Origin of the sequence: Nocardia sp. NPDC005366 (assembly GCF_040606855.1) — a bacterium.
GTDB lineage: Bacteria > Actinomycetota > Actinomycetes > Mycobacteriales > Mycobacteriaceae > Nocardia.
Genome location: NZ_JBEXFQ010000035.1, coordinates 55,729 through 76,003 on the forward strand (window position 1 = coordinate 55,729; position 20,275 = coordinate 76,003).

Here is a 20,275-nt window from a genome sequence, read left to right on the forward strand (position 1 = left end):
GTGGAGATGACGGATCGTGTCCGGCGGCCGAACGGCCGGGTGCTGGTGGTGCTGTGGCCCGCCGCCCTTGGTGCCGCGCTCCTCGCGGCGCCGAAAACCTCTGATGCACTACAGGAGTCGAAATGAACATCGCAACGCTGGCTGTCACCGGTCTGCTGGCCCTCGCGGTCGCGGGCTCGGCAGTGGCGACCCTGGCACGCCAACCCGCGATCGTCGCCACTGTCACCGCAGTCGGCTTCCCGGCCCGGCACCTCACGACGCTGGGGGTGATCAAACTCGCCGGCGCGATCGGCCTGAGTGTCGGTCTGCTGTGGCCGCCATTATCCATCGCCGCAGCCGTAGGCCTGGTCGCCTACTTCACCGCTGCGGTCGGTATGCACATCCGCGCGCGGCACGGTGAGATTGCCGCCCCCACAGGGTTTCTCGCGCTGTCTGTAGCGGCGTCGGTACTGCTGATCTGGGTCGGCCCGTGACCGCCGCGCTCACCACCGACCCGGCGCACACCGCCCCTGCCCGGCCGACACAGGCGCAGTTGCTCGCGGTGCTCGCGGTCAAGCTGCTCAGCCATGGCGACCCGAAGGACTTCGCCGCCCTGTTCGCCGCCGACGCGGTCAACCGGCCCGGCGACTACGCACCGACAGCCTGTAGAGACACCGGGCCAGATGCGGTCTGGGCGACATCGTGTTGGCTGCGCCGCGCCTTCAGTGACCTGAACTGGACCCTCCGCGCGATCGCAGGAAGCGGGCCAACGGTCGTCGTCGCGGCCGACATGAGCGGCCGTCACACCGGGCCCTTGATTGTGCACGACCATCACGGCGTACCCACCCGTGTCATCCCCGCGACGGGGGTGCGGTTCAGCGTCGCGCGCACCTACCGATTCCGCGTCGCCGGACACCGCATCGTCGAACGCAGCGCCGACTACGGCGAACTCGGCCCCCTCGGAAAGGACTCCCGACCGTGAGCGGCGACATGTTCCCCCGCAGCAGTGCCTACCACCCCGACTGGATTCGTGGCAGCGTCAGCGGCGGCGCGAACTCACTGTGGCTGACCGAATGGCTCACCAGCGCAATGGAGTTGACACCCGGCATGCGGGTACTCGACCTCGGTTGCGGCCGGGGCGCGTCCTCGGTGTTCCTGCACCGCGAATACGGGGTGCAGGTCTGGGCCACCGACCTGTGGTTCGATCCCGGTGAACGCGCTGCACGATTCCGCGACGCCGGCGTCGCGGACGCGGTGTTCCCGGTCCGGGCCGACGCCCGTGCGCTGCCGTTCGCGCCCGAATTCTTCGACGCCGTCATCAGCATCGACTCCTTCGTCTACTACGGCACCGATGACCTCTACGCCAACTACCTGGCATCCTTCGTCCGCCCCGGCGGGCCCGTCGCCATCGCAGGTGCCGGCCTGACCAACGAAATCGACGGCCCGATCCCCGATCATCTTCGCCGTTGGTGGGAATCCGCCATGGCCTGCCTACACTCGGCGCATTGGTGGCGACGCCACTGGCAGCGCAGCGGCATCCTCGACGTCACCCTCGCCGACACCATGCCCGAGGGATGGCGCCGCTGGCTGGACTGGCAGCACACCGTCGCCCCCGACAACACCACCGAAATCCAAGCCCTGCAACATGACCGAGGCGAGACCCTCGGCTACGTCCGAGTCATCGCCCACCGCAACGACAATCCCCTCGACCCGCCGATCGACACCGTCGAGGTGACCTACGAACCGCACCCGCTCCTGGCATCCGCATCACCCCGACCTCGCTCCTGAACTCAGGACGGCGTCCTTCCGGCCATGCCGGATTCACCGATCACCTGGCTTACCCTGAAATCAGGGCAGTGCGGCCGTGGTCCACTCGACCGCGAGTGCCTGTGGCATGGGGGGTTGCTCCCTTCATCAAATGAGTGGGTGCTGGGCTCTGTCCCCGCCAGATACTGTCGCTGAATCACCTGGGCTGGAAGCGCCGGTTCGAGCCGCGACTCTTCGTACAACTCGATCGTTTCGGTGTCGCGGCTCGCCACCGGAATTCGTCGACCTACCCGCTGACTGCCACGGCGGTTCAGTCACCGCCGGACGTTGGACGAGGCGCCCCTCTCGCACCCTGAGCGAGCGCCGGGAATCCGTCAGAGCGCCCGCTTCAGCCCGACGTGATTGTTGTCGTACCCGAGCCGCGCGTAAAAGGCGTGAGCCCGCTCGCGGACCCGGTCTGTGGTGACCTGCGCGAGTGTCGCACCTCGGTGCCTGCCGTGGTCGTGCGCCCACTCGAGCATCGCGGTTCCGATGCCGCGAGAGCGTTCCGAGGCAGCGACCCGAACTCCCTCGATCTGGAGGCGGGTGGCGCCGCCACGGGACAGCCCCGCAATGATGGTGAGTTGCATGGTGCCGACGATCCGGTCGCCCTCGTTCCGGACCACGGCCAGATAGTGCGAGGGATCCCTGGTGACGGCGTCGTACGCCTCCTCGTAGCGGGCAATTTCGGAACCTTCGCGGGTACGGCCGATCTCGTCGTCGGAGAGCAGTGCGACCAGCGCCGGCACGTCGGCACGCCCGGCCCGCTGCACACGATAGATCCGGTCGCCGAGTCGGAGCCGACCACCGACCGAAGCCCGTGCCCGTGACTGCAGTCGGGCGATCAGCGTGTCCAGCCAGGCGCCGACGTGCCGCCGGGCCTCCGGAGTGTCCGGGTACCGGCAGCGCAGGTGCAGCCCAGCCTCGTCGAGGACGAACCACAGCATCACGCCGTCGGTCCGAATCGTCGCGCCGACGTACTGCGCCTCCAATCCGGTCGCGTCGACTCGCACCGGCAGCCGACGCAGGTCCAGCCACGAAATCGCGAACATCCCCGGCGCCTCGGGCATCCCGCCCCACGGCCGCAGGATGTCCTCCAGTGGCCAGGACCCCATCCGGACTGCCTCCTTCACCGCCTCCGCGCTGGCACGGGGATCGGAGTCGGCCGACTCGAGCACCGAGTTGGTGATGAACCACCCCACCGAGTCGTGCCAGGTGGTGTCATACCGACTGTGCACCGGAAACACGGCCCGCAGTGCGGTGCCGGCCAACTCGTGGGTCACCTCGGTCATCGCCCCCACCACCAGCGCCAAGGTCGAGACGCCGTCGTCGCGGGCCTGCGCCGAGAACGCGGCGCTGTCGTCGACGTCGAGGACATCGCGCACCTCCACGCGCTCCTCCTGTAACGTCGCCTCACCCAGCGGCAGCGGGAACCGTGGCATCACGTCGCCGCTGCCTGCCAGCACCTCTGCCCAGCGGCGGTGCACCTCGGCGGGCGCCGGCGGGCGGTCCCGCAGCGCGCGGGTGTGCTCCGCGAAGGCTGGGGCAGGCGATAACGACGGTGAACGGCCCTTCTGCGCCGCGGCCAGCCCGGCGAGCAGGTCGCGCGCGATTACCAGCATCGACCACATGTCGACGTGCGAATGATCGGCGGCGACAACCACGGTCGGCCCTACCGCAGTCTCGAGCACACATAGCCGGTGCGACGGACGACCGTACGGTGAACAAGCACGGTCGAGCACGGCGCGCAGCGCGTCATTGACCGCCTGCCCCGGAGCGATCACATGCTCTACCCAGTCGCCGGGGAGGATCTCGACCTCGTGCAGCTGCGGCTCGCCGTCCTCGCCCGGTACGAAGACCGACCGCAGCGTGCCGTGGCGCTCGATCACCGCCAGCCAGGCGGTCGCGAGTTCGCCGGGCGGAACCGGCGCGGAGAGCTTGAACGACAACGCCATCCACGATCCCGCTCGGTCGCCCGCGCCGACGTGGCGTCTCTGGTCGAAGGACACCGGAAGCGAACGGCCCACCCTGCCCGCGGTGACGTCGTAGCCCAGCAAGCGGCCGAACGGCAGGCGCAGATGCGCGACATTGGTCAGCCGCATGCCGGTATCCTAGGCCCCTTCCCGAGCGTCTCACCAACCCTGGAGCCACCGTGCCGACCTTCCGCGTCCCCGGCGCCGACCTCGATGTGGAACTGAGCGACGAGGGCGGCCACCCCGTCGTCCAACTCCACGGCCTGACCTCCAGCCGCCACCGCGACCGTCTGATGGACCTCGATCTCGGCCGCGGACTCAGCGGAACCCGACTGCTGCGGTACGACGCGCGCGGCCACGGCCATTCGACGGGTCGTGCCGTCCCGGAGGACTATCGGTGGCCGGTTCTGGCCGATGACCTGCTGAAGCTGCTCGACCACTGGTTCCCCGGTGAGCAGGTGCACGGTGTCGGTCCTTCGATGGGCACCGGGACACTGCTGCATGCCGCTGTCCGCGACCCCGGCCGATTCGCCGGCCTCACCCTGCTGGTGCCCGCGACCGCCTGGCGCACCCGCGCCGCGAAGGCCGACATCTACAGGAAGAATGCCCGCATGATCGAGGAGCAGGGACTCGACGCCTTCCTCGGTGCCGATCTCACCGCGCCACGCCCGCCGGCCACCGTCGGAACGCCGGAAACCGTGCCGGATGTCGCCGAGCACCTACTGCCCGCACTGTTCCGCGGTGCAGCGATGAGCGACCTGCCCGCCCCCGAGGCGATCGCCGCGATCGAGGTGCCGACCACGGTGTTGGCCTGGATCGACGACCCCGCCCATCCGGTGTCGACAGCCGAGGCGCTCGTGGATCTGCTGCCGAAAGCCACACTGGAGGTGGCGCACACACCGGCCGATCTCGCCCGCTGGCCGAGCATCCTGTGCGAGGACGTGGCACGACACGGGTAGGCGCGACGCTCCAGCGATTCGTCTGGGGCCAACGACCCGATACGGTCACTCGGGCTCCACAGCTCGCCGTCGGCCGGTCCGACTGGGGCCGCCCGAGCGCCTGATTTGGCTACCGGACGCTCACTCAGGCTTTAGCGACCAATAGCACGCGTAGCTATTGTGGAGCGAATGACCAGGACGATCACACAAGCCGACCTGCGCAACGGCAGCGCGAGTGTGATGGATGCGCTCGAGGCGGGCGACGATTTCATCATCACCTGAAAACGGGCACCCGGTCGGGGAGCTACGTCCTATCCGCGCGCAGCGGGATTGTGTAACCGCTGACTTGAAGGCGCGGTTCGCACATTTCGCGGCGGCGGGCAGTGCTGCCGAGGAGCGTGCGGAGATCGACGTCGCGTTCGGCGAGGATCGTCTCGATGACTGACACGCCGACCGAGCGGCACCCTATCGGTCTGCTCGATACCCGCGTTCTCATCGATATCGCGCGGATCGATGACGCCAGACTTCCGGTACGTTCTCGAATCAGCACGGTCACGCTGGCTGAGCTCGGGCTCGGTATCGCGTTGGCCGACGATCCGAAAACGCAGGCCCTTCGCACTGAGCGTTTGCTCGAGGTGGAACACGCTTTCGACGCGCTGCCGTTATGCTCGGCAGCGGCACGCAGGTTCGCGACGATGGCCGAACCGGTCATCGCGAAAGGTCGAAATCCCAAGCCGCGCAAGATGGATCTGCTGATCGCGGCCATCGCGTCGGCGAACGACCTTCCGCTCTACACCGCCAATGTCGACGACTTCGTCGGGCTCGATCCCGTTCTCACGGTGGTTCCGGTCTAGGGATGGGTTCGGGATAGATCGCTTGCGAGCGGTGCCCTGTTGCTTCGGCTACCGATGGGCGGATGCGCGGTGTCGGTGACTTGCTGGACTCACTACCGACGATTTCTACAGTGACTCGTTCGATGATGGTCTGGACGACGTTGCCACGACGCTCGATGGCGGTGCGTACGGGTTTTCCGCCGCGTACGAACTGCTAACGAATCAGGATTCGGTGCCGTCGAGCTGGGCAAGGTAATCGCCTGACCGGCAATAATACTGTGCCCTCGGCAGGACACGCACAACATGGGCAACTGAGAAACGCCTGGTCATCGTGGGTACATATACTGTCTGAGGGATCGCGATGCTCTGCGGGAGCTGGTCATCCGGTCGCCAACTCGATTGCGCCCCGGGTGGGGTGTGTCGAGCATGACAACGGGACGACCTGCGGTTTCTTGGTGGGCAGTTGGTGATCGAAGCGGATAGTTGTCAGTTATGAGCGGGTAATGATGATGTTTGGTCGGGCTGGCTACTTCCCACGATGTTGGGTATGTCGCCCTGCTGCTGGCGCGATATGGTCCATCGCCCACGCGGCATGCGCGCCTGGTATCTGATTGGTGCTGTCCGTCAGTCGCCGATGAACAGGAGATATCCGTTGGTGCGAAGCGCGATCGATGACGCGCGCCTCAAGAGGTCGACAGCCTGCCGCTCGGCATCGGTCCGTACCTCGATCGCCTCGATCTGATCCAGGATCAAGCCAAGCTGGTACCGGTTGAACATGGTGTCGCCGTACCGGTAGATACCCCGTACCAAACTGGTTTCGGGCTGCGCCGCGCACAGCCTGTACAGCGTTTCGTCCGCATCGTCACCGAAGTGGTGTGTCTCGGCATGGTTGATGTCCTGTACGACGATGTCTAAAGCCACCTGATCCCTACTCGTCTCCTGCGGGGTGCATCGTGATTACCGCACCGAACCGGTCGTGAACGACGATATACCGTTGTGTTGCTGCGCCACCCCGCATGTTCGACTCGTTTCCGATGTATCGGCCGGGCACTGTAACTTCCCGCCGATAGGTGCCGTCGCCCTGATCGATCGGCGGGCTGTTCTTCGCAGCGTCCACGAGCGCGTAAGGATCCTCGGTAGCGTAGAAGGTACTCTTCCGATCAGTATTCAGCGGGCCACCCGGATAGTGTTTGTCTCGCACGTATTTCTCGCTAGCAGTCGTCAAGACCGGTGCGGGGATATTATTTTCGCTCCCGGGCTGGTCGCCGGTGCCAGAGCCTTCCTCCATCAATACTATGGGCAGCGCGATGATATCGCGCAACTGCGAAGCATGGAAGTCGAGAGGGGGCAATTTGGCGAATGGCAGACTGCTCACCACAACCGAGAATCTGCTGGTTGTCACTGTCATATACACCGGATCCTCGAGATCCTTGCTGAAGATCGGTGCGGCACACTTGACCACCACCATGGTCAGGTCGATCGTGACCGTCACGCTCGAAATCTTCTCTTCCAGGCGTTCTTTGATCGAGGTGCGTAACGTCTCCATAGTGTCGAGGTAGTCGCCGACGGAGAACTCGATGATCTTCGAGGCATCCGCGATGCTGATAGCCGCATCCTGGATTGTTCTCAACCGTTTTCTGATGTCGTCGACGTTGACGTCGGTGGAATGGTCGAAGTTGTAGCCGATCCGTTTGATCCGATCTCCGGCTTCAGCCAGATCAGGATGCAGAGCGTGTGCGAGCCAGGCTCGATCTTTAGCTCTCCGTAGTTTATCGGTATCGCCGTTGGGGATCGGCTCGACTTTCGATAGACCAACGCCCTTGATATCTATCCCTGCACCATTCGACCCCTTGGCAGTGTGTGATTCCTTGTAGGGGCTGCCACTTGATGCAGAATGAACCGGACGATCGGGATGCGGCAGAGTCTGATTCGAGATATCCCAGTTGTACGCCATGGCCGCGAGCACATCGCCATATCTCGTCAGCGCATCCGCCAACAGGGTGCCCGTCGAGACCCACTGCGCGGTAGCGGATTCATACGCCGCAATCCACTGCTGCGTGGTGGAGTAGTCACCGGCCATTCCAGTGCACGATCCGGTCAGTTCCTTGTGCAGCGCACCGACTCGGACGAGTACCGTCGTCGCAAGATCGTGACACTCTTTGGCCGCCCGCTCATAATCCTTGGCATCGATGTCCCACCCCATACCCGACCCTATGACATTTGGCGGTTGAGGTCAGCGGCCGCGACGTAGCGATCCCGAGCTTGTTGCGCCGTACTGCTCGCAGTACGGATACTGGCGACGAATTGTGCTGCCTGGGTCGCCCATCGAGAATGCGCATCGCCGAATGCTCCTGCGGCGACGCCGTTCCAGTTTGTCGAAAGAATCGCGGCGACTCTGCTGTCGAGCCCATCGAGCTGATCCTCGATGAACCCGGCCAGTCCGCTCAACTGGGTTGCGACTTGCTCGAGTTGATCGACATCGACGGTGAAACGGCTGCTCATAGATCCAGACTCATCGAGCCGAGGTTCACAGCGGACGTGCCATCCTGGTGCTGGTAACTACCTGCTGCCACGCCGAGCGAACTGGCCAGATCAGCAAGCGAGTTCAGCAATCGAGTCCCGTCTTCGTGGACCGTGCTCCACCCCTGGCCGAACGTGTCCGCAGCTGTTCCGGTCCAGCTGCCAGCTAGGCCGTCCACCTCCCGGGTAGCGATATCGAGAGCCGACTTCAGCGCTTGAACCAAGTCCGACATGTGCTGGCCGAGTTCAACGACTTCGTCAGGTACGACAGAAAGCCCCTGACTTGGATTCGGTATCCCCCCAGAACTACTCACGCCGCAATGTTACTCGCGCCCTTCGGCAGTCACCGGCCCGCGCCAGCATCCAGACAGGCGGTCGGCGCACAACGCAGCCGTCCCGTTCGTGTACGACGTTGTCAGAGTCGATCAATCTTCTGTCGCGGGGCTCCGGTATGTGTCAAGTCAAGTGAGACAGTGCTGATCAGTTGATTTGGGGTTGGGGTTCGTTGATGTAGAAGATGGTCGGCATTTTGGGTGGGGTGGGCCGTGACCGGTCCCCGATGAATGAGACCGCTCGGTATTCGAGTCCTGTTTGGCCTGGTGAGGGCCGAGAAGGGACACTGAGGGACATGGCAGGACCCTAAGCGGCATTCCGCGGAGGACATCGTGCGGAAGCTGCGCCGTGCCGACGAGCTGACCGCCGCCGGTAAGACCGGTGAAGAGGTAGCCGCAGAGATCGGGGTGTCGACGGCGACGTTGTACAACTGGCGCCGCCAGTACGGCGGTGTGGACACCGACGCAGCGAAGGAACTCAAGGAGCTGCGGGAGCAGAATGCCCGGTTGAAGCGGCTGCTCGCGGATGCCGAGCTGGAGAAGGACGCGCTGCGGGAGATCGCTCGGGGAAAATTCTGAGCCCAGCGGCCAAGCGCCGGGCCGTGGACATGCTTCGCGCTATGAGCCGGTGTCTTCGAGGGTGGTTTCTTGTCCGGGGTCGGTGGACCATTGCAGGCCGTTGGCGTTCTCGATGAGGAGCCCGCCGCCGTCGACTTTGTACATTCGTTGTGCGGCAACACCGGCGGGGACCGGTATCTCCGAGATGGCGGCCATGCCGCCGCCGGGAAGTGCGACGAAGAAACGTCCTGTCGTGACCATCAGTGGAGCGTCGGGGTTGCCCTGTAGTCGTTGGACTGCCTCCAGCAGCATCGGTATCGCATACCTAGCTGAATTTTTCAGCGGCGCAGTGTATCTGGAGAACCTCCTGGTCCGCGACGGTCGGGAACTATGTTTGCGAACGGGTTTCCGCCGGTGAAGTGACAGTGCCCAGCCTGTGTTAACAACCCTGTGACCACGCTCGATCTGGATGTCAACTCTAGGAGGATGTTCATGAGCAGAACAGTCGCCGCCACTCGAATCACGGTCGCCGCGGCGTCGGTCCTTGGATGCGTCGCGGTGTTCGGGGTCGGCACCGCGAACGCCGCGCCCGAGGACTGCGCCGTCACCCGGGACCTCGTCAGCGCGACGGCGGCCTGTCACGACGTCGACGCGCCCGCGGGCCGGGAGTACAACTTGGTCGTCGAGTGCTTCGGCCTGGCGCCTGTGCCGTATGCGTTCCCGTTGGTCACCGTCGGCCCCTACCGAGGCAGCTGGAGCGGTTCCTTCAGCCCGTCCGGCGGGGGCTCGGCATCCTGCCTTGGCCCCATGAGCATCGGCACCGTCACCAACGCCTACGTCCGGATCTATCGCGACTGATCCGAGTACCGCGAGATCGTTCGTAACAAAAGGGACTCGCCCGCCGATCCCTTACCCGAGGCCACTTGAGCTTCAAAATCGCTTGTAAGAGAACGGATTACACGTGAACAGAGGTATCAAACTCATCGCGGGCGCCGCGCTCGCCGCCGCGGTGCTGATCGGCGCCGCCCCCGCCCACGCGCAGGCTCCGAGCGAGCCCGCGGCCGCCGACATCGATCTCTCGACCGGCTCGGCCGATGTGGTCGGCTCGATATTCCAGCTCCTGTTCCCCAACTACGGCTGCGGCACCCTCTGGCGGCCCGTCTGCCCTTAATACTGCAACGTCACTCGCATGAATCGGTGCTGGTAGACCTGTCGGGTGATGTTGGATCGGCTGGTGGCCGAACTCGATTCTTTGATGGCGCGGATCGGGGGTCGGTTCTGTCGTTCCGAGCCTCGAGCTCGTGCGCGGGAGTACGTATCGGGTCTGGTCGCGGGCCTGGAACGGAAGAACGGCTGGACTTTGGCCGAACGGGCTGGTGAGGTGTGTCCGAACGGGATGCAGCGGCTACTGCGTAAAGCCGACTGGGACATCGACGGCGTTCGTGACGAGGTGCGTGATTACGTGGTCGAACACCTCGGTGATCCCGAGGCGGTGTTGATCGCCGATGAGACCGGGTTCCTGAAGAAGGGCGTGAAATCGGCTGGGGTGCAACGCCAGTATTCCGGCACCGCCGGGCGCACCGAGAACTGCCAGATCGGGGTCTTCCTGGCTTATGCCTCCGCACGCGGTCACGGCCTGATCGATCGGGAACTGTATCTGCCCGAGTCCTGGACCCTCGATCGTGATCGCTGCCGGGCCGCTGATGTTCCCGACGAGGTCGAGTTCGCGACCAAACCGCGGCAGGTGATCGCCATGCTGGAACGGACCCTGGCAGCGAAAGTCCCGTTTACCTGGTTCACCGCTGATGAAGCCTACGGCCAGGCGGGATATCTGCGGGACTGGCTCCAAGCCCACGACGTGTTCCATGTGATGGCCACCCGCCGTGACGACCGGTTCGCCACCCGCGCCGAACGGACCGACCGCGCGGACACGCTGATCGCGGAACTGCCCACGAGGGCGTGGCAGCGGCTCTCGGTCGGCGCGGGCGCACACGGGCCCCGTGAATTCGACTGGGCCCGCAAACCGATCGACGGGCGCTGGAACAGTGGCCGGGGCCACTGGCTGCTGGCCCGACGTTCCCGAACTCCCAACAGCAAAGGAGAATTCGAGATCTCCTACTATGTGTGTTACGGCCCGGCACGATCACGACTGGTGGACCTGGCCTGGACCGCCGGCTCACGCTGGCACATCGAGGAATGCTTCCAACAAGCCAAGAACGAAGCCGGCCTCGACCACTACCAGGTCCGTTCCTGGCGAGCCTGGTACGCCCACATCACCTTGTCCATGCTCGCCCTGGCCTGGCTCGCGGCATCGAAAACCATTGCCTCAAAAGGGGAACCGACCCCGCAGTCGAGGACATGATCGCGCTCACGCTACCGGAAATCCGACGCCTGCTCATCGCGTTCGTCCTCACTCCCCACCACCACGCCGACCACATCTGGGCATGGTCACACTGGCGGCGGCGCCGACAACACCAAGCACGACTATCACACTACAAACGCCGAGGCCACCCACTCACCTGAGTGGCGTTGCAGTATTAACCGCCACACCGCGCGGCGGAACCCGCGGCGACACTTGGCCACCGCGGGTTCCGGTCGACAGGGGGCTGCAGTCCTCCAACCGTTTGTCGTAGGCCACGACGAACGCACCATAATGCCGCTGAGCGGGTGAACGGTGGCGGTGACGTGTCGGGCGGTTGAGAGCGTAGAACCAGCCGCCACTGAATGTTGTTGTTTTGCAACAAGTTTAGTGAAGCGGGGCGTCCCTAATCGAAAGGGGGCGGGTGTGACGTGCTCGCCTCGGTCGGCGCGCACGGTCACATTCGCTCGGTGCGCGTTCCCATGTTCGATCTGCCCTACAAGAACCGCTTCTGACCTGGGGTTTTCTCAATCCCGCTATTCGGGCATTGTCCGGAAAAAATCTGTTGACCTGCGGAAACGCTGTCGCAGGTTTGTGCCCTCGGCAGGATTCGAACCTGCGACACCCGCTTTAGGAGAGCGATCTGTGTCCGGTTTGCCTGTCCTGGCGACGTTGGGGCTGTTGACGGCGTGAGCCTCACCAGCCCTTTCGTCGTTTGCGCGGTTGGTGAGTGAAGGTGATGCACGACAGTGCTGCGTACTCTCTGCGTACCCATCACCGGCGACAGGAGAACCGCCTGGTGTCAATTATCGCAATTCTGGTGGTTCCAAGATGGAAGCGGTGGTGGCCATTGGGTCTGCTTATCGCGATGATTACACTCCATCGTAGGCCCGATTTCGCTATCGGCAGCAAATGGTGAATCTCCGGTCATTCTGGTGTAAATCGTTCCCGACAAATCCATATATGCCATGCTTGCATGAGCTAGATTAGTCTGAATTAGCGAAGCATGCGACAGTGTTCCGCTATGAAAAACAGTTCTTCGAAGATCTGAGTCATCCATGTAGGCATTGGATAGATCGGCATTGCCGAAAATTGCCCCCTGGGCTCTTATGTGGCTTAGATTTGCTCCGCGCAAGTCCGCTCCTTCTAGGACCGCATTCTCGAGTATAGCGCCGTCGGCAACGACGTCTCGCATTTTTGATCGCGACAGGTCGACAGAGGAAAACTGAAGTTTCGAAAGCCGCGCTCCGACAAGGCAAGTATCCGACAAATCTATTCGATCGGATGCATTGCCGCCTTCCCTTCTTCCGACTACATCTAGAATCGTTTGTATATCGACGGCAAGAGTTGGGGGCGATTGTGTTCCGCATTCTTCAACAGCCGGAGAATGAGTCCTTACGTAAGCCCCCAGCACCGAAAACACCGTCGAGCGGTCTGCTGTAGAGTCGCGCGCCAACCGTTCCAGTAAATATATGCCCCCGAGCCTTACGTCGAGGTTTCCGCTACCAATTTGCTCAATGGCCTTGGCGAACCTATTGGTGAACTCAGTCCTTTCGGCGACGCCGAACTGTTTATATGTAGCTTGTAGGGAGTTGGTCGTGAACCAAAGGCCAGCCACGATCCCAATCGCTGTCGCGATCGAGCCTAATTTCAACCACCCATCCCACGTAAAAACAGATTGCCCACGTTTTGCAACTCTTCGGAGTCGCCGCCTTCTCGGCGCAGTCAGGCTGGTTACTCGGGAAGCGCGCTTTCCAAGCGGTTGCAACCGGCGTGCTGGACGTAACGGTCGGCGAGGTGCCGGTCTGGCCCGACGGAGATGTGTCCCGGCGTTGGCAACGCGACGACGCCGGGGTGATGAGGCTGCGGTCACCTGATCATCATGCCCCTCTATGAACACCTGTCAGGGTCTGTTGGCGGGTCGTCGCCAGCAGACGAGGGTGGTTGCGAGGCCGAGGAGGCGGTCGTAGAGGTTGGGTTCGCTTCCCCAGCGGATGCGAGCTCCTAGACCTGGAAACCTAAACCGCGCGAGACCATTCGGACCCAACTCCGCCATTACGAACCCGGCGGTTCGACACAGGGGAAGAGGAAAGGGCGGCGACTGCTGCGCGGGATCGCCGCCCACGTCTGCTCGATCGCCATGACCACTGTCCCCGCAAAACAACTCATCGAAAACCCTACCCAGAATTGATGGCTAAGCGTCAACATTGTTGATGCGTAGCCATCAACTAGTTCGACGCCTATGCATCAATCCGTATTGATGCAAAAGGCCCTCAACCACTTTGATGCATACGTGCCAATTCATCACCGACCGTCCCTCGGCTCTCCACTTGTGGCCCATCCCCAACCACGCACTCCCGCGCACGCCTCGATCGACTCCACCGCCCTCTCAACCCGCGTTCCCTAGACGCAACTTTCGCACCCCTCCGCGACACGCTCTCAACCCTCCCTCTTATGGTGATCCCTTCCCTTCTGGTCTCTCTCTTCCGTTCCTTTCTTGCTCACGTAACCACTTCTCGCCTCTGCCTGCCCCCGTCCCGATTCTCTAAAAACAGCGAAGCGTTAGAGAATCGGGACGGGGGCAGGCAGAGGCGCTGCGCCGAAGGCGCAGGTCAAAGACCTTCTGAAGGGACAGAATCGGGCAAAAGGCGGGGGGTCGCTACTACGGGCAGAGTACGAGCAGACTACGAGCAGGTCGGAACCGCTCGAACGCAACTGCGGCCGGTCCTCGCTGGACCGGCCGCTGCTTGGAGTCTGTCCTACTGGCTGTTTGGCGCGAGGTATACCGCGGCTGGCTCCGTCTCTCCTCCGCTGTGCTGATGGACGACTTCGCCGATCCGTCGGCACCCCAGATCCTCATACAGGCGGATCGCGTCCCGATCCTTCAGCATCACATCGAAAGCTATCGCCAGATTGCGCCGCGAGGCGTACTGGCCGACAGCTGCGAGCAGCATCCGGCCTACGCCGGTGTTGCGATGATCGGGATCAACGAACAGTCGCACGGGTATGGCCAGCCGCTCGATCGCTCCTTCGGTGTGTTGCTGCCACAGGATGGCGACTTCGCTATCGGGGTCTGCCTGCGTGACCGACACGTGTCCGATGGGCTGGCCTTCGTGCAGTGCGGTCCAGGCGGCGAGTTCGCGGTCCGGAGCGACCCAGTCTTCAGCGCGCGCGACCCCTTCGACTGGATAGCGGTCCCGAGCGTGGACCCGAATCAACACCTGAGCAAGTTCCGGAACGTCGTCGCTGACTCGAGGGCGAACTGAAACGGCACTCATTGGTCGACAGGCATCGTGTAGTCGAGGCCCATGTAGTCACTGCGCATGACAAATTCGGTCACTTCGAACGGCTTGCCGTTCTGATCGATGCCGGTATGTAGAACGACGATAACTGGTACACCCGCTGGCAGCATCAGATTGCGGACCTCTTCCGGTGTCGGCATCCGCGCCGTCACTTCCTCGCGAGTTGATGTTATCGAGTGACCCTTGTCTTCAAATCGCGCGTACAGATCTCCCTTTCCGAGATCATCACTCAAGGCCAGAACCGAACCTTCGGCAATTGTCCATGGTATGTAAGTCGTCCCGATCTGCATCGGCTCAGCATCTGCGAAATACCAGTTCTCGCGTCGCACAACGCTTTCGCTGTCGGGGTCTACGTCCAGTCGTTCGGCCACGTCCGTTGGGGGCACAACACGCCCAATTTGGGTGAGGATTGCGTTCGGCACCCTGTTTTGGGCTGTCACCTCGGCCTGAAAGGGCGACACCCCCGTCTGGTCGCGGAGCTTTTTTGAATACCTCTGCTGTCCGAACCTCATGAGTCGGGGTTTCGAGCGAACGAAGACGCCCTTTCCGTGTTGGGCGCTCACCAGACCGGCTTCTGAGAGCTGGCGTATGGCCTCGCGCGCAGTGTTCCGCGCCACCTGGTGTGTTTCGGCGAGTTCTCGTTCCGATGGGAGCTTGTCGCCAGGGCTTAGAGCTCCCGACTGTATGGCTGCGCGCAGCTCGGCCGCGACCCTTCGGCTTGCGACTGGGCCGGGCGTGGAAGCGGGATCGGGGAAGCGGTTATCGGTCATAGTGCGAAGTCTACCCAACCTGGCTTAAGCCAGTTATTGACACTGGCTCGAGCCAGTCGTACAGTGTCATCACTGGCTTAAGCCAGTAAAGAACCCCGACTCAAGTCAACGGAAACCAACACTCACACAACGAGTTTGAGCCGGAGTGAAATACGAACTCCCCCGCCCTTGCAAGACGGGGGAGTTCAGAGACCGAGCGATTACAGCTCGCTTCGGTCATTGCCTCGTATGGATGGGAGTCCAAGAAGCATGTCCAGTGTAGAACGATCCGACCAGGCTCCTCGCTGGCACGGACTGGGAGCGAATACCGCGTTCGAGAAGTCGGCATGGTGGTCGATACCCGCCCGCCCCAGGTCACAGGCCGCGATCGATGCCGTCGAACGGAAATGGCACACCGCTCACCCCGACCGCGACGAACGTGTCCAGGCTCGGCGTGACGCCGACGCGGTGCACCTTGCGGCGAGTCAGGATCTCGACGAACTCCAGGCGCGGCGAGATCGCGAGACCACGCAAACCCGCCAGCAAACCCCGGGGACGGGACGCGCCCGGCAAGAACGGATGCGCGAGTTGATGTCCTGGGTCGACGCGCACTCCCCGATCAAGGAACGCGACATCCACCCGCAGCGCGAACCCGACCGGAACCGCTCGCACAGCCGCGGTCGTGGTGTGGAGCGGTCGCGATGAGCGCCGCCTCTGCCCCGGGTGGGCAGTCCCGGGCCAATCATCGGTTGTGGCAGGCGATGACCGAGGCCGGGATGGGTCCGGCCGAACTGGCCAAGTCGGTCGGGGTCGACCCGAAAACGGTCGAACGGTGGATCAGCACCGGGCGCCCGCCGTACCCGGTCCACCGGCACGCGGTCGGCAAAGCGGTCGGAGTCGACGTGGAACAGTTGTGGCCCAACCAGACTCGCCGTGAACGCCACCGCTCCCCGGACGCCAACGAGGTGTTACGAGACGCGATCTACCGGGCCGACCTGACCCCGGACCGGTTGGCCGAACAACTGAACCTCAACCCGAAAAGCGTCGAGCGATGGATCGTGAAAGGCCGTCTACCCCACGCACGGCACCGGGCCGAGGTCGCGCAGCTGGTCCAGATCCCCGAAGCCGAACTGTGGCCCGAACCCGCCCGGGCACTGCACGAGCGGTTGACCGGAAACGACCCGGTCGGTGTGTGGGATCGGTGGGCCGAACAGCAGATCCGCATCCGCGCCGACGAACAACGCGCCCGACTGGGCCTGCCCACCGCCAGCGCCGTCACCGATCGCCGCGAACGCGCCGCGGCTCGCACGCGGGCGTTGGCCGATTACGCGGCCTCGACCGCGCCGATCAAAGAAGCCGACATCCACCCGCAGCAGGCGCAGGAGCCGGACCGGTACCGCTCCTACAGCCGCGGTCGTGGTGTGGAGCGGTCGCGATGACCCGCCGTCTCGGTGACGGCACGGTGCTGAAAGCGATGCTGCGGTCACGGCATATGCAGACACACAGTGTGTTCACCCGCGAGTACGAGAAGGTCGCGGCCGAGCACGAACCCGACATGATCGGGCGGGCGCCGAAAAAGGCCCAGTTCTACCGGTGGCTGTCCGGGGACATGAAAGACCTCCCCTACCCGGGACATTGCCGAGTGCTGGAAGCGATGTTCCCGCAGGTCAAGGTCGAAGAACTCTTCGCGACCGGTCCGCGACGCACCGCCAGACGGCAGCCCAGCGCGAACCGTATCAACACCCTGACCAAACCACCGGCCAAACCCCGCCCGACCGAGCACGGCGGCCAAGACGAGAAGGCCGCGCGGATGCGGGCCTTGATGTCCTGGGTCGACGCACACTCCCCGCTCAAAGAAGCCGATATCCACCCCGAGCACTACCGCTCCTACAGCCGCGGGCACGGCATCGAACGCAGCCGATGAAACGGGCGGCCGTAACCAGTTTCGTTTCGTTACCGCGACGGCCGCCGTGCTCGTGGCGCCGACCGCTGGGCATCAACCTCGGACATACCTGGATCAAGTCAGACATTCGCGAGGTCGCGGTGAGACATCCGGAGTCGGTGTCATTGCAGTGCAACGCTTTCCACGCTTCTCCAGCAGAAAGGAGGTCGACTCCTGATGAACCACAAGAAGGGGATTTCCCGGGCTGATCGTCCGGCCGAACGTGACCAACGCATCCGGGAACTCCGTGAACTCGGCGCGACCTATCAGCAGATCCGCGCGACGCTCGGGCTCACCGCGCGCGAGATCGACAACGTTCTCGGCGAAGCAGTCGCACTGCACTCGGATGGGCATTCACAGAGCGAGATCGCGCGACGGATCGGGTTGCCGCGCAGCACGGTTCAACGCATGTTCGCTTCGAACGCGCAGCTTCGCCCGACCGCGCGGATGAATCTCGCGGCCGGGCTGGCAGTGGATATGTATGGGCTCCAGCTCGATGTCCTGGCCTTGTTCCTGAACATGGATCTGCCGCATGTGTACGAGCTGGCCAAGCAACTGCGTAAGGCCGGTGTGGTGCGGGCGTTGTTCGATCAGCCCCCCGGCCCGAAGTGGGTGGTGCCGACCAGCTCGACCGCGGCGACTCATCTCGGGTGGGTGCCGGCCACGACGTGGTCGCCACCGCCGAAGGACGCCGGCCACTACCGGGCCGTCGCACAAGCCCGGGTGATGTTGGCCGGTACCGACCTCGACGCGTGGATCTCCGAACGCCGTCTCCGCCACGACGCCGAGATCGAGGCCCGTGATCGTCGCGGGCGCCGGACAGGGTCGATCGGTCATATCCACGACGGCCGGTTCCACGGTGTCGTGGACGGCACCTACGGGTGGTGGGCGGTCGAGGTCGAACTGTCCAGCAAAAGCCCTTCCAACATGGACAAAGCGTTACGGGGCGCGATCTGGACCGCCCGCGACGCCCAACTGATCGGCCTGCTCTACCTGTTCCGCACCCGCGAAGTAGCCGACACCGTCCTCGCGGCCGTCAACCGCCTCCCACCGCAATTGGCCGAACTCGATATGCAGCTGGTCCTGCGTGACTTCGACCGCGATTGGGCCAGTTTCACCACTCACCGCCACGCCATCCGCACCAGCCGCAGCGCGGACAGCGGGCCGCTCACTCCCACGACTTCCCGGAAGGAACTGCCATGACCCACACCGAACCGCTCGCGTTGACTCCCCGCGATATGCGCGCCCTGGCCGCGATCGTGCAGCAGCGTGCCATCCAAGCCGACCTGCTCACCGCACTACTCGGTACGACCCGTACTCACGCGTCGGCCACCCTGACCCGGCTGCGTCGCGCCGACCTGGTCCTGCCCGCGAAAACGGTGTCCTCCGGACTGAAGTGGACGGTCCCGACCCCGAAAGGCGTCGCCGAGATCTACGGGCGTCGATTGCCGGACTGGACACCGTCGCGCGCCTGGTGCGCTTACGGACGCATCGCTACCCAAATCCGCATCGCTCTCGGTGCAACCGATTTCGACGACTGGAACTCCGAACGCGACCTACGCGTGCTCTACCGCCGCGGCGACGACGACGGCCCCCTCCGCCGATACCCCTACGACGGCCGTTTAGTCCGGACCGGCGGGCACGGACGGTGGGCGGTCAAGATCGACACCCTCGACGCCAACGCCAGCCCCACCGACGTCGTCACCTCGCTGACCCGCGCGGCGCAGCGCGCCGAACTCGACGGGTGCACACGCCTTCTCTACGTGTGCACAGGCTTGCACACCCCCGTCGCAATCCGCACCGCCGCACGCGCCGTCCCCTCCGATCTGATGCTCGACGCGGTCCAACTCGAAGACCTCACCGACCCCACCACCGGAAAGGCAGGCGCGGCATGACCACCACCCTGCACACTCCCAACGCCACCGAAGCGCGTCACGCTCCGGTCAGCGCGCCGACCGCGGTGAAACCGGTCCGCACCTGGCCGGTACTCCTGTTGGCGCTTCCGGCGTTCGTCGCGATCTGGTCCGGCTGGGTCGGACTCGGAGAGTTGACCGGATTCGGACCCGTCCACCCGCTGCCCGGAATCGCGGACGGATTCAGCGTCAATACCGCCATCACGCTGCCGATCGGCATGGAAACCTACGCCTCCTACGCCCTCTACGTCTGGCTCTCCGGACGCATCCACTCCGACCGAACACGGGCCTACGCCAAATGGTCGGCGTTCGGAAGCCTCGGCCTCGGCGCGGTCGGCCAGGTCGCCTACCACCTCATGGAAGCCGCCGAGATCGTCGCGGCGCCGTGGCCGGTGACGGTCGGGGTGGCCTGTCTTCCTGTTGTGGTTCTCGGTATGGGTGCGGCGTTGGCGCACATGATCGCCCGCGAACACCACACCAGCGCAACCATGCGCACCCCCGACACCTCAACGCGCACTACCGAAGCGTCGGTGAGCGTCACCGAGGAAACCGAACTCGACAACGACCCGGAACCCGAACCGGTACACGCGGTCTCGGTCCGCACCGACCACCCCGAACCGACCATCGAAACACCCACGGTGGCGCTGGGTGACCGGTGGGACAACATCGCCACCCGCGTATGCGCCGCCGACCCGAACGGGCGCCGCGACCGCGGCAAGGTCGCCACCATCCTGCGACTGCGCCACGAACAGGGCTGGACCCGCTCCCGCATCGCCGAAGAAGTCGGGCTGTCTCCATCGAGCATCACCCGCACCATCACCGCCGCCGCGCCCTACACCGACTCCGAGAACTGAGGTCACCTGTCATGAGCACCACCGATCGCTACCTGCAAGCCACCGACTGCGAAGAACTCACCGGCATCCCCGCCGCCACCTGGCGGTACTGGGCACACATCGGCTCCGGCCCGGCCAGCTTCAAACTCGGCCGCCGTCGCGTGTGGCGCCTGAGCGTGATCGAAGCCTGGATCGCCGAACAGGAAGCCGCCACCCGCACCGGAGGAGCCGCGTAACC

General features: G+C 64.1%; 24 protein-coding genes and 1 pseudogene. 15 read left to right on the plus strand and 10 right to left on the minus strand.

Features of this window, described 5'->3' with window-relative positions; all coding sequences use genetic code 11:
• Nucleotides 1-122 precede the first annotated feature (122 nt).
• The 3 genes from ABZS43_RS30370 to ABZS43_RS30380 are packed head-to-tail and all read left to right on the plus strand — an operon-like array spanning nucleotide 123 to nucleotide 1,767.
• Nucleotides 123-473 (plus strand): DoxX family protein, encoded by a 351-nt coding sequence (locus ABZS43_RS30370; protein ID WP_355039411.1) that lies wholly within the window; start codon nucleotides 123-125, stop codon nucleotides 471-473.
• Complete coding sequence (locus ABZS43_RS30375; protein WP_355039412.1) at nucleotides 470-961, plus strand: nuclear transport factor 2 family protein; 492 nt, start codon at nucleotides 470-472, stop codon at nucleotides 959-961. The genes ABZS43_RS30370 and ABZS43_RS30375 overlap by 4 nt, the downstream gene beginning before the upstream one ends.
• Nucleotides 958-1,767, plus strand: coding sequence for a class I SAM-dependent methyltransferase (locus ABZS43_RS30380; protein ID WP_355039413.1), 810 nt, complete (start codon nucleotides 958-960; stop codon nucleotides 1,765-1,767). Before ABZS43_RS30375 ends, ABZS43_RS30380 begins: the two co-directional genes overlap by 4 nt.
• A 353-nt stretch (nucleotides 1,768-2,120) precedes the next feature.
• Here ABZS43_RS30380 and ABZS43_RS30385 read toward each other — a convergent pair whose 3' ends face one another.
• Complete coding sequence (locus ABZS43_RS30385; protein ID WP_355039414.1) at nucleotides 2,121-3,887, minus strand: GNAT family N-acetyltransferase; 1,767 nt, start codon at nucleotides 3,885-3,887, stop codon at nucleotides 2,121-2,123.
• Between the two features lie 50 nt (nucleotides 3,888-3,937).
• On the opposite strand from ABZS43_RS30385, the gene ABZS43_RS30390 reads away from it, so the two are divergent.
• Complete coding sequence (locus tag ABZS43_RS30390; RefSeq protein WP_355039415.1) at nucleotides 3,938-4,717, plus strand: alpha/beta hydrolase; 780 nt, start codon at nucleotides 3,938-3,940, stop codon at nucleotides 4,715-4,717.
• 416 nt (nucleotides 4,718-5,133) lie between these two features.
• Nucleotides 5,134-5,550 carry a type II toxin-antitoxin system VapC family toxin gene (locus ABZS43_RS30395; RefSeq protein ID WP_355039416.1) on the plus strand — a complete coding sequence of 139 codons (417 nt, stop codon included), beginning with the start codon at nucleotides 5,134-5,136 and terminating at the stop codon, nucleotides 5,548-5,550.
• Between the two features lie 603 nt (nucleotides 5,551-6,153).
• Here the strand turns inward: ABZS43_RS30395 and ABZS43_RS30400 are convergent.
• From ABZS43_RS30400 to ABZS43_RS30415, 4 genes are read right to left on the minus strand one after another with little or no spacing between them, the layout of a single operon-like run.
• Complete coding sequence (locus ABZS43_RS30400; protein ID WP_355039417.1) at nucleotides 6,154-6,450, minus strand: hypothetical protein; 297 nt, start codon at nucleotides 6,448-6,450, stop codon at nucleotides 6,154-6,156.
• A 7-nt stretch (nucleotides 6,451-6,457) separates the two neighbouring features.
• Nucleotides 6,458-7,732 (minus strand): hypothetical protein, encoded by a 1,275-nt coding sequence (locus ABZS43_RS30405; protein ID WP_355039418.1) that lies wholly within the window; start codon nucleotides 7,730-7,732, stop codon nucleotides 6,458-6,460.
• A gap of 8 nt (nucleotides 7,733-7,740) precedes the next feature.
• Nucleotides 7,741-8,031: a WXG100 family type VII secretion target gene (locus ABZS43_RS30410; protein WP_355039419.1), complete on the minus strand. Its 291-nt coding sequence runs from the start codon at nucleotides 8,029-8,031 to the stop codon at nucleotides 7,741-7,743.
• A complete protein-coding gene (locus tag ABZS43_RS30415) occupies nucleotides 8,028-8,363 on the minus strand; it encodes a WXG100 family type VII secretion target (protein WP_355039420.1) in 336 nt (111 codons plus the stop codon). The genes ABZS43_RS30410 and ABZS43_RS30415 overlap by 4 nt, the downstream gene beginning before the upstream one ends.
• A 348-nt stretch (nucleotides 8,364-8,711) precedes the next feature.
• Between ABZS43_RS30415 and ABZS43_RS30420 the strand changes: the two are divergent.
• Nucleotides 8,712-8,986 (plus strand): annotated as a pseudogene (locus ABZS43_RS30420) (transposase); the annotation flags it as partial.
• A gap of 13 nt (nucleotides 8,987-8,999) precedes the next feature.
• Here the strand turns inward: ABZS43_RS30420 and ABZS43_RS30425 are convergent.
• On the minus strand, nucleotides 9,000-9,251 hold the full coding sequence (locus ABZS43_RS30425) for a hypothetical protein (RefSeq protein WP_355039421.1): 252 nt from the start codon (nucleotides 9,249-9,251) through the stop codon (nucleotides 9,000-9,002).
• A 180-nt stretch (nucleotides 9,252-9,431) separates the two neighbouring features.
• Between ABZS43_RS30425 and ABZS43_RS30430 the strand changes: the two genes are divergently transcribed.
• The 3 genes from ABZS43_RS30430 (at nucleotide 9,432) to ABZS43_RS30440 (ending at nucleotide 11,301) form a co-directional block, all read left to right on the plus strand.
• Nucleotides 9,432-9,797, plus strand: a complete 366-nt coding sequence (locus ABZS43_RS30430; protein ID WP_355039422.1) for a hypothetical protein — start codon at nucleotides 9,432-9,434, stop codon at nucleotides 9,795-9,797.
• A 103-nt stretch (nucleotides 9,798-9,900) separates the two neighbouring features.
• The gene (locus ABZS43_RS30435) at nucleotides 9,901-10,110 is read left to right on the plus strand and encodes a hypothetical protein (RefSeq protein WP_355039423.1); all 210 of its coding nucleotides are present in this window, start codon (nucleotides 9,901-9,903) and stop codon (nucleotides 10,108-10,110) included.
• A 45-nt stretch (nucleotides 10,111-10,155) separates the two neighbouring features.
• Nucleotides 10,156-11,301 carry an IS701 family transposase gene (locus ABZS43_RS30440; protein ID WP_355039424.1) on the plus strand — a complete coding sequence of 382 codons (1,146 nt, stop codon included), beginning with the start codon at nucleotides 10,156-10,158 and terminating at the stop codon, nucleotides 11,299-11,301.
• Nucleotides 11,302-12,100: 799 nt separating this feature from the next.
• Here ABZS43_RS30440 and ABZS43_RS30445 read toward each other — a convergent pair.
• The 4 genes from ABZS43_RS30445 to ABZS43_RS30460 form a co-directional block, all read right to left on the minus strand.
• Entirely contained in the window at nucleotides 12,101-12,493 is a 393-nt protein-coding gene (locus tag ABZS43_RS30445) for a pentapeptide repeat-containing protein (protein ID WP_355039445.1), read from the minus strand.
• 1,564 nt (nucleotides 12,494-14,057) lie between these two features.
• Nucleotides 14,058-14,576 (minus strand): GNAT family N-acetyltransferase, encoded by a 519-nt coding sequence (locus ABZS43_RS30450; RefSeq protein WP_355039425.1) that lies wholly within the window; start codon nucleotides 14,574-14,576, stop codon nucleotides 14,058-14,060.
• Nucleotides 14,573-15,370 (minus strand): GntR family transcriptional regulator, encoded by a 798-nt coding sequence (locus ABZS43_RS30455; RefSeq protein ID WP_355039426.1) that lies wholly within the window; start codon nucleotides 15,368-15,370, stop codon nucleotides 14,573-14,575. The genes ABZS43_RS30450 and ABZS43_RS30455 overlap by 4 nt, the downstream gene beginning before the upstream one ends.
• 354 nt (nucleotides 15,371-15,724) lie before the next feature.
• Complete coding sequence (locus ABZS43_RS30460; protein ID WP_355039427.1) at nucleotides 15,725-16,021, minus strand: hypothetical protein; 297 nt, start codon at nucleotides 16,019-16,021, stop codon at nucleotides 15,725-15,727.
• A 29-nt stretch (nucleotides 16,022-16,050) separates the two neighbouring features.
• On the opposite strand from ABZS43_RS30460, the gene ABZS43_RS30465 reads away from it, so the two are divergent.
• The 6 genes from ABZS43_RS30465 to ABZS43_RS30490 all read left to right on the plus strand — a co-directional run bounded on the left by ABZS43_RS30465 (nucleotide 16,051) and on the right by ABZS43_RS30490 (nucleotide 20,273).
• A complete protein-coding gene (locus tag ABZS43_RS30465; RefSeq protein ID WP_355039428.1) occupies nucleotides 16,051-16,788 on the plus strand; it encodes an XRE family transcriptional regulator in 738 nt (245 codons plus the stop codon).
• Entirely contained in the window at nucleotides 16,785-17,273 is a 489-nt protein-coding gene (locus ABZS43_RS30470) for a hypothetical protein (protein WP_355039429.1), read from the plus strand. The genes ABZS43_RS30465 and ABZS43_RS30470 overlap by 4 nt, the downstream gene beginning before the upstream one ends.
• A 195-nt stretch (nucleotides 17,274-17,468) precedes the next feature.
• Entirely contained in the window at nucleotides 17,469-18,494 is a 1,026-nt protein-coding gene (locus tag ABZS43_RS30475; protein ID WP_355039430.1) for a helix-turn-helix domain-containing protein, read from the plus strand.
• A complete protein-coding gene (locus tag ABZS43_RS30480; RefSeq protein ID WP_355039431.1) occupies nucleotides 18,491-19,186 on the plus strand; it encodes a hypothetical protein in 696 nt (231 codons plus the stop codon). Before ABZS43_RS30475 ends, ABZS43_RS30480 begins: the two co-directional genes overlap by 4 nt.
• Complete coding sequence (locus tag ABZS43_RS30485) at nucleotides 19,183-20,058, plus strand: helix-turn-helix transcriptional regulator (protein WP_355039432.1); 876 nt, start codon at nucleotides 19,183-19,185, stop codon at nucleotides 20,056-20,058. Before ABZS43_RS30480 ends, ABZS43_RS30485 begins: the two co-directional genes overlap by 4 nt.
• A gap of 11 nt (nucleotides 20,059-20,069) precedes the next feature.
• On the plus strand, nucleotides 20,070-20,273 hold the full coding sequence (locus ABZS43_RS30490; protein ID WP_355039433.1) for a DNA-binding protein: 204 nt from the start codon (nucleotides 20,070-20,072) through the stop codon (nucleotides 20,271-20,273).
• The last annotated feature ends 2 nt before the right edge of the window (nucleotides 20,274-20,275 follow it).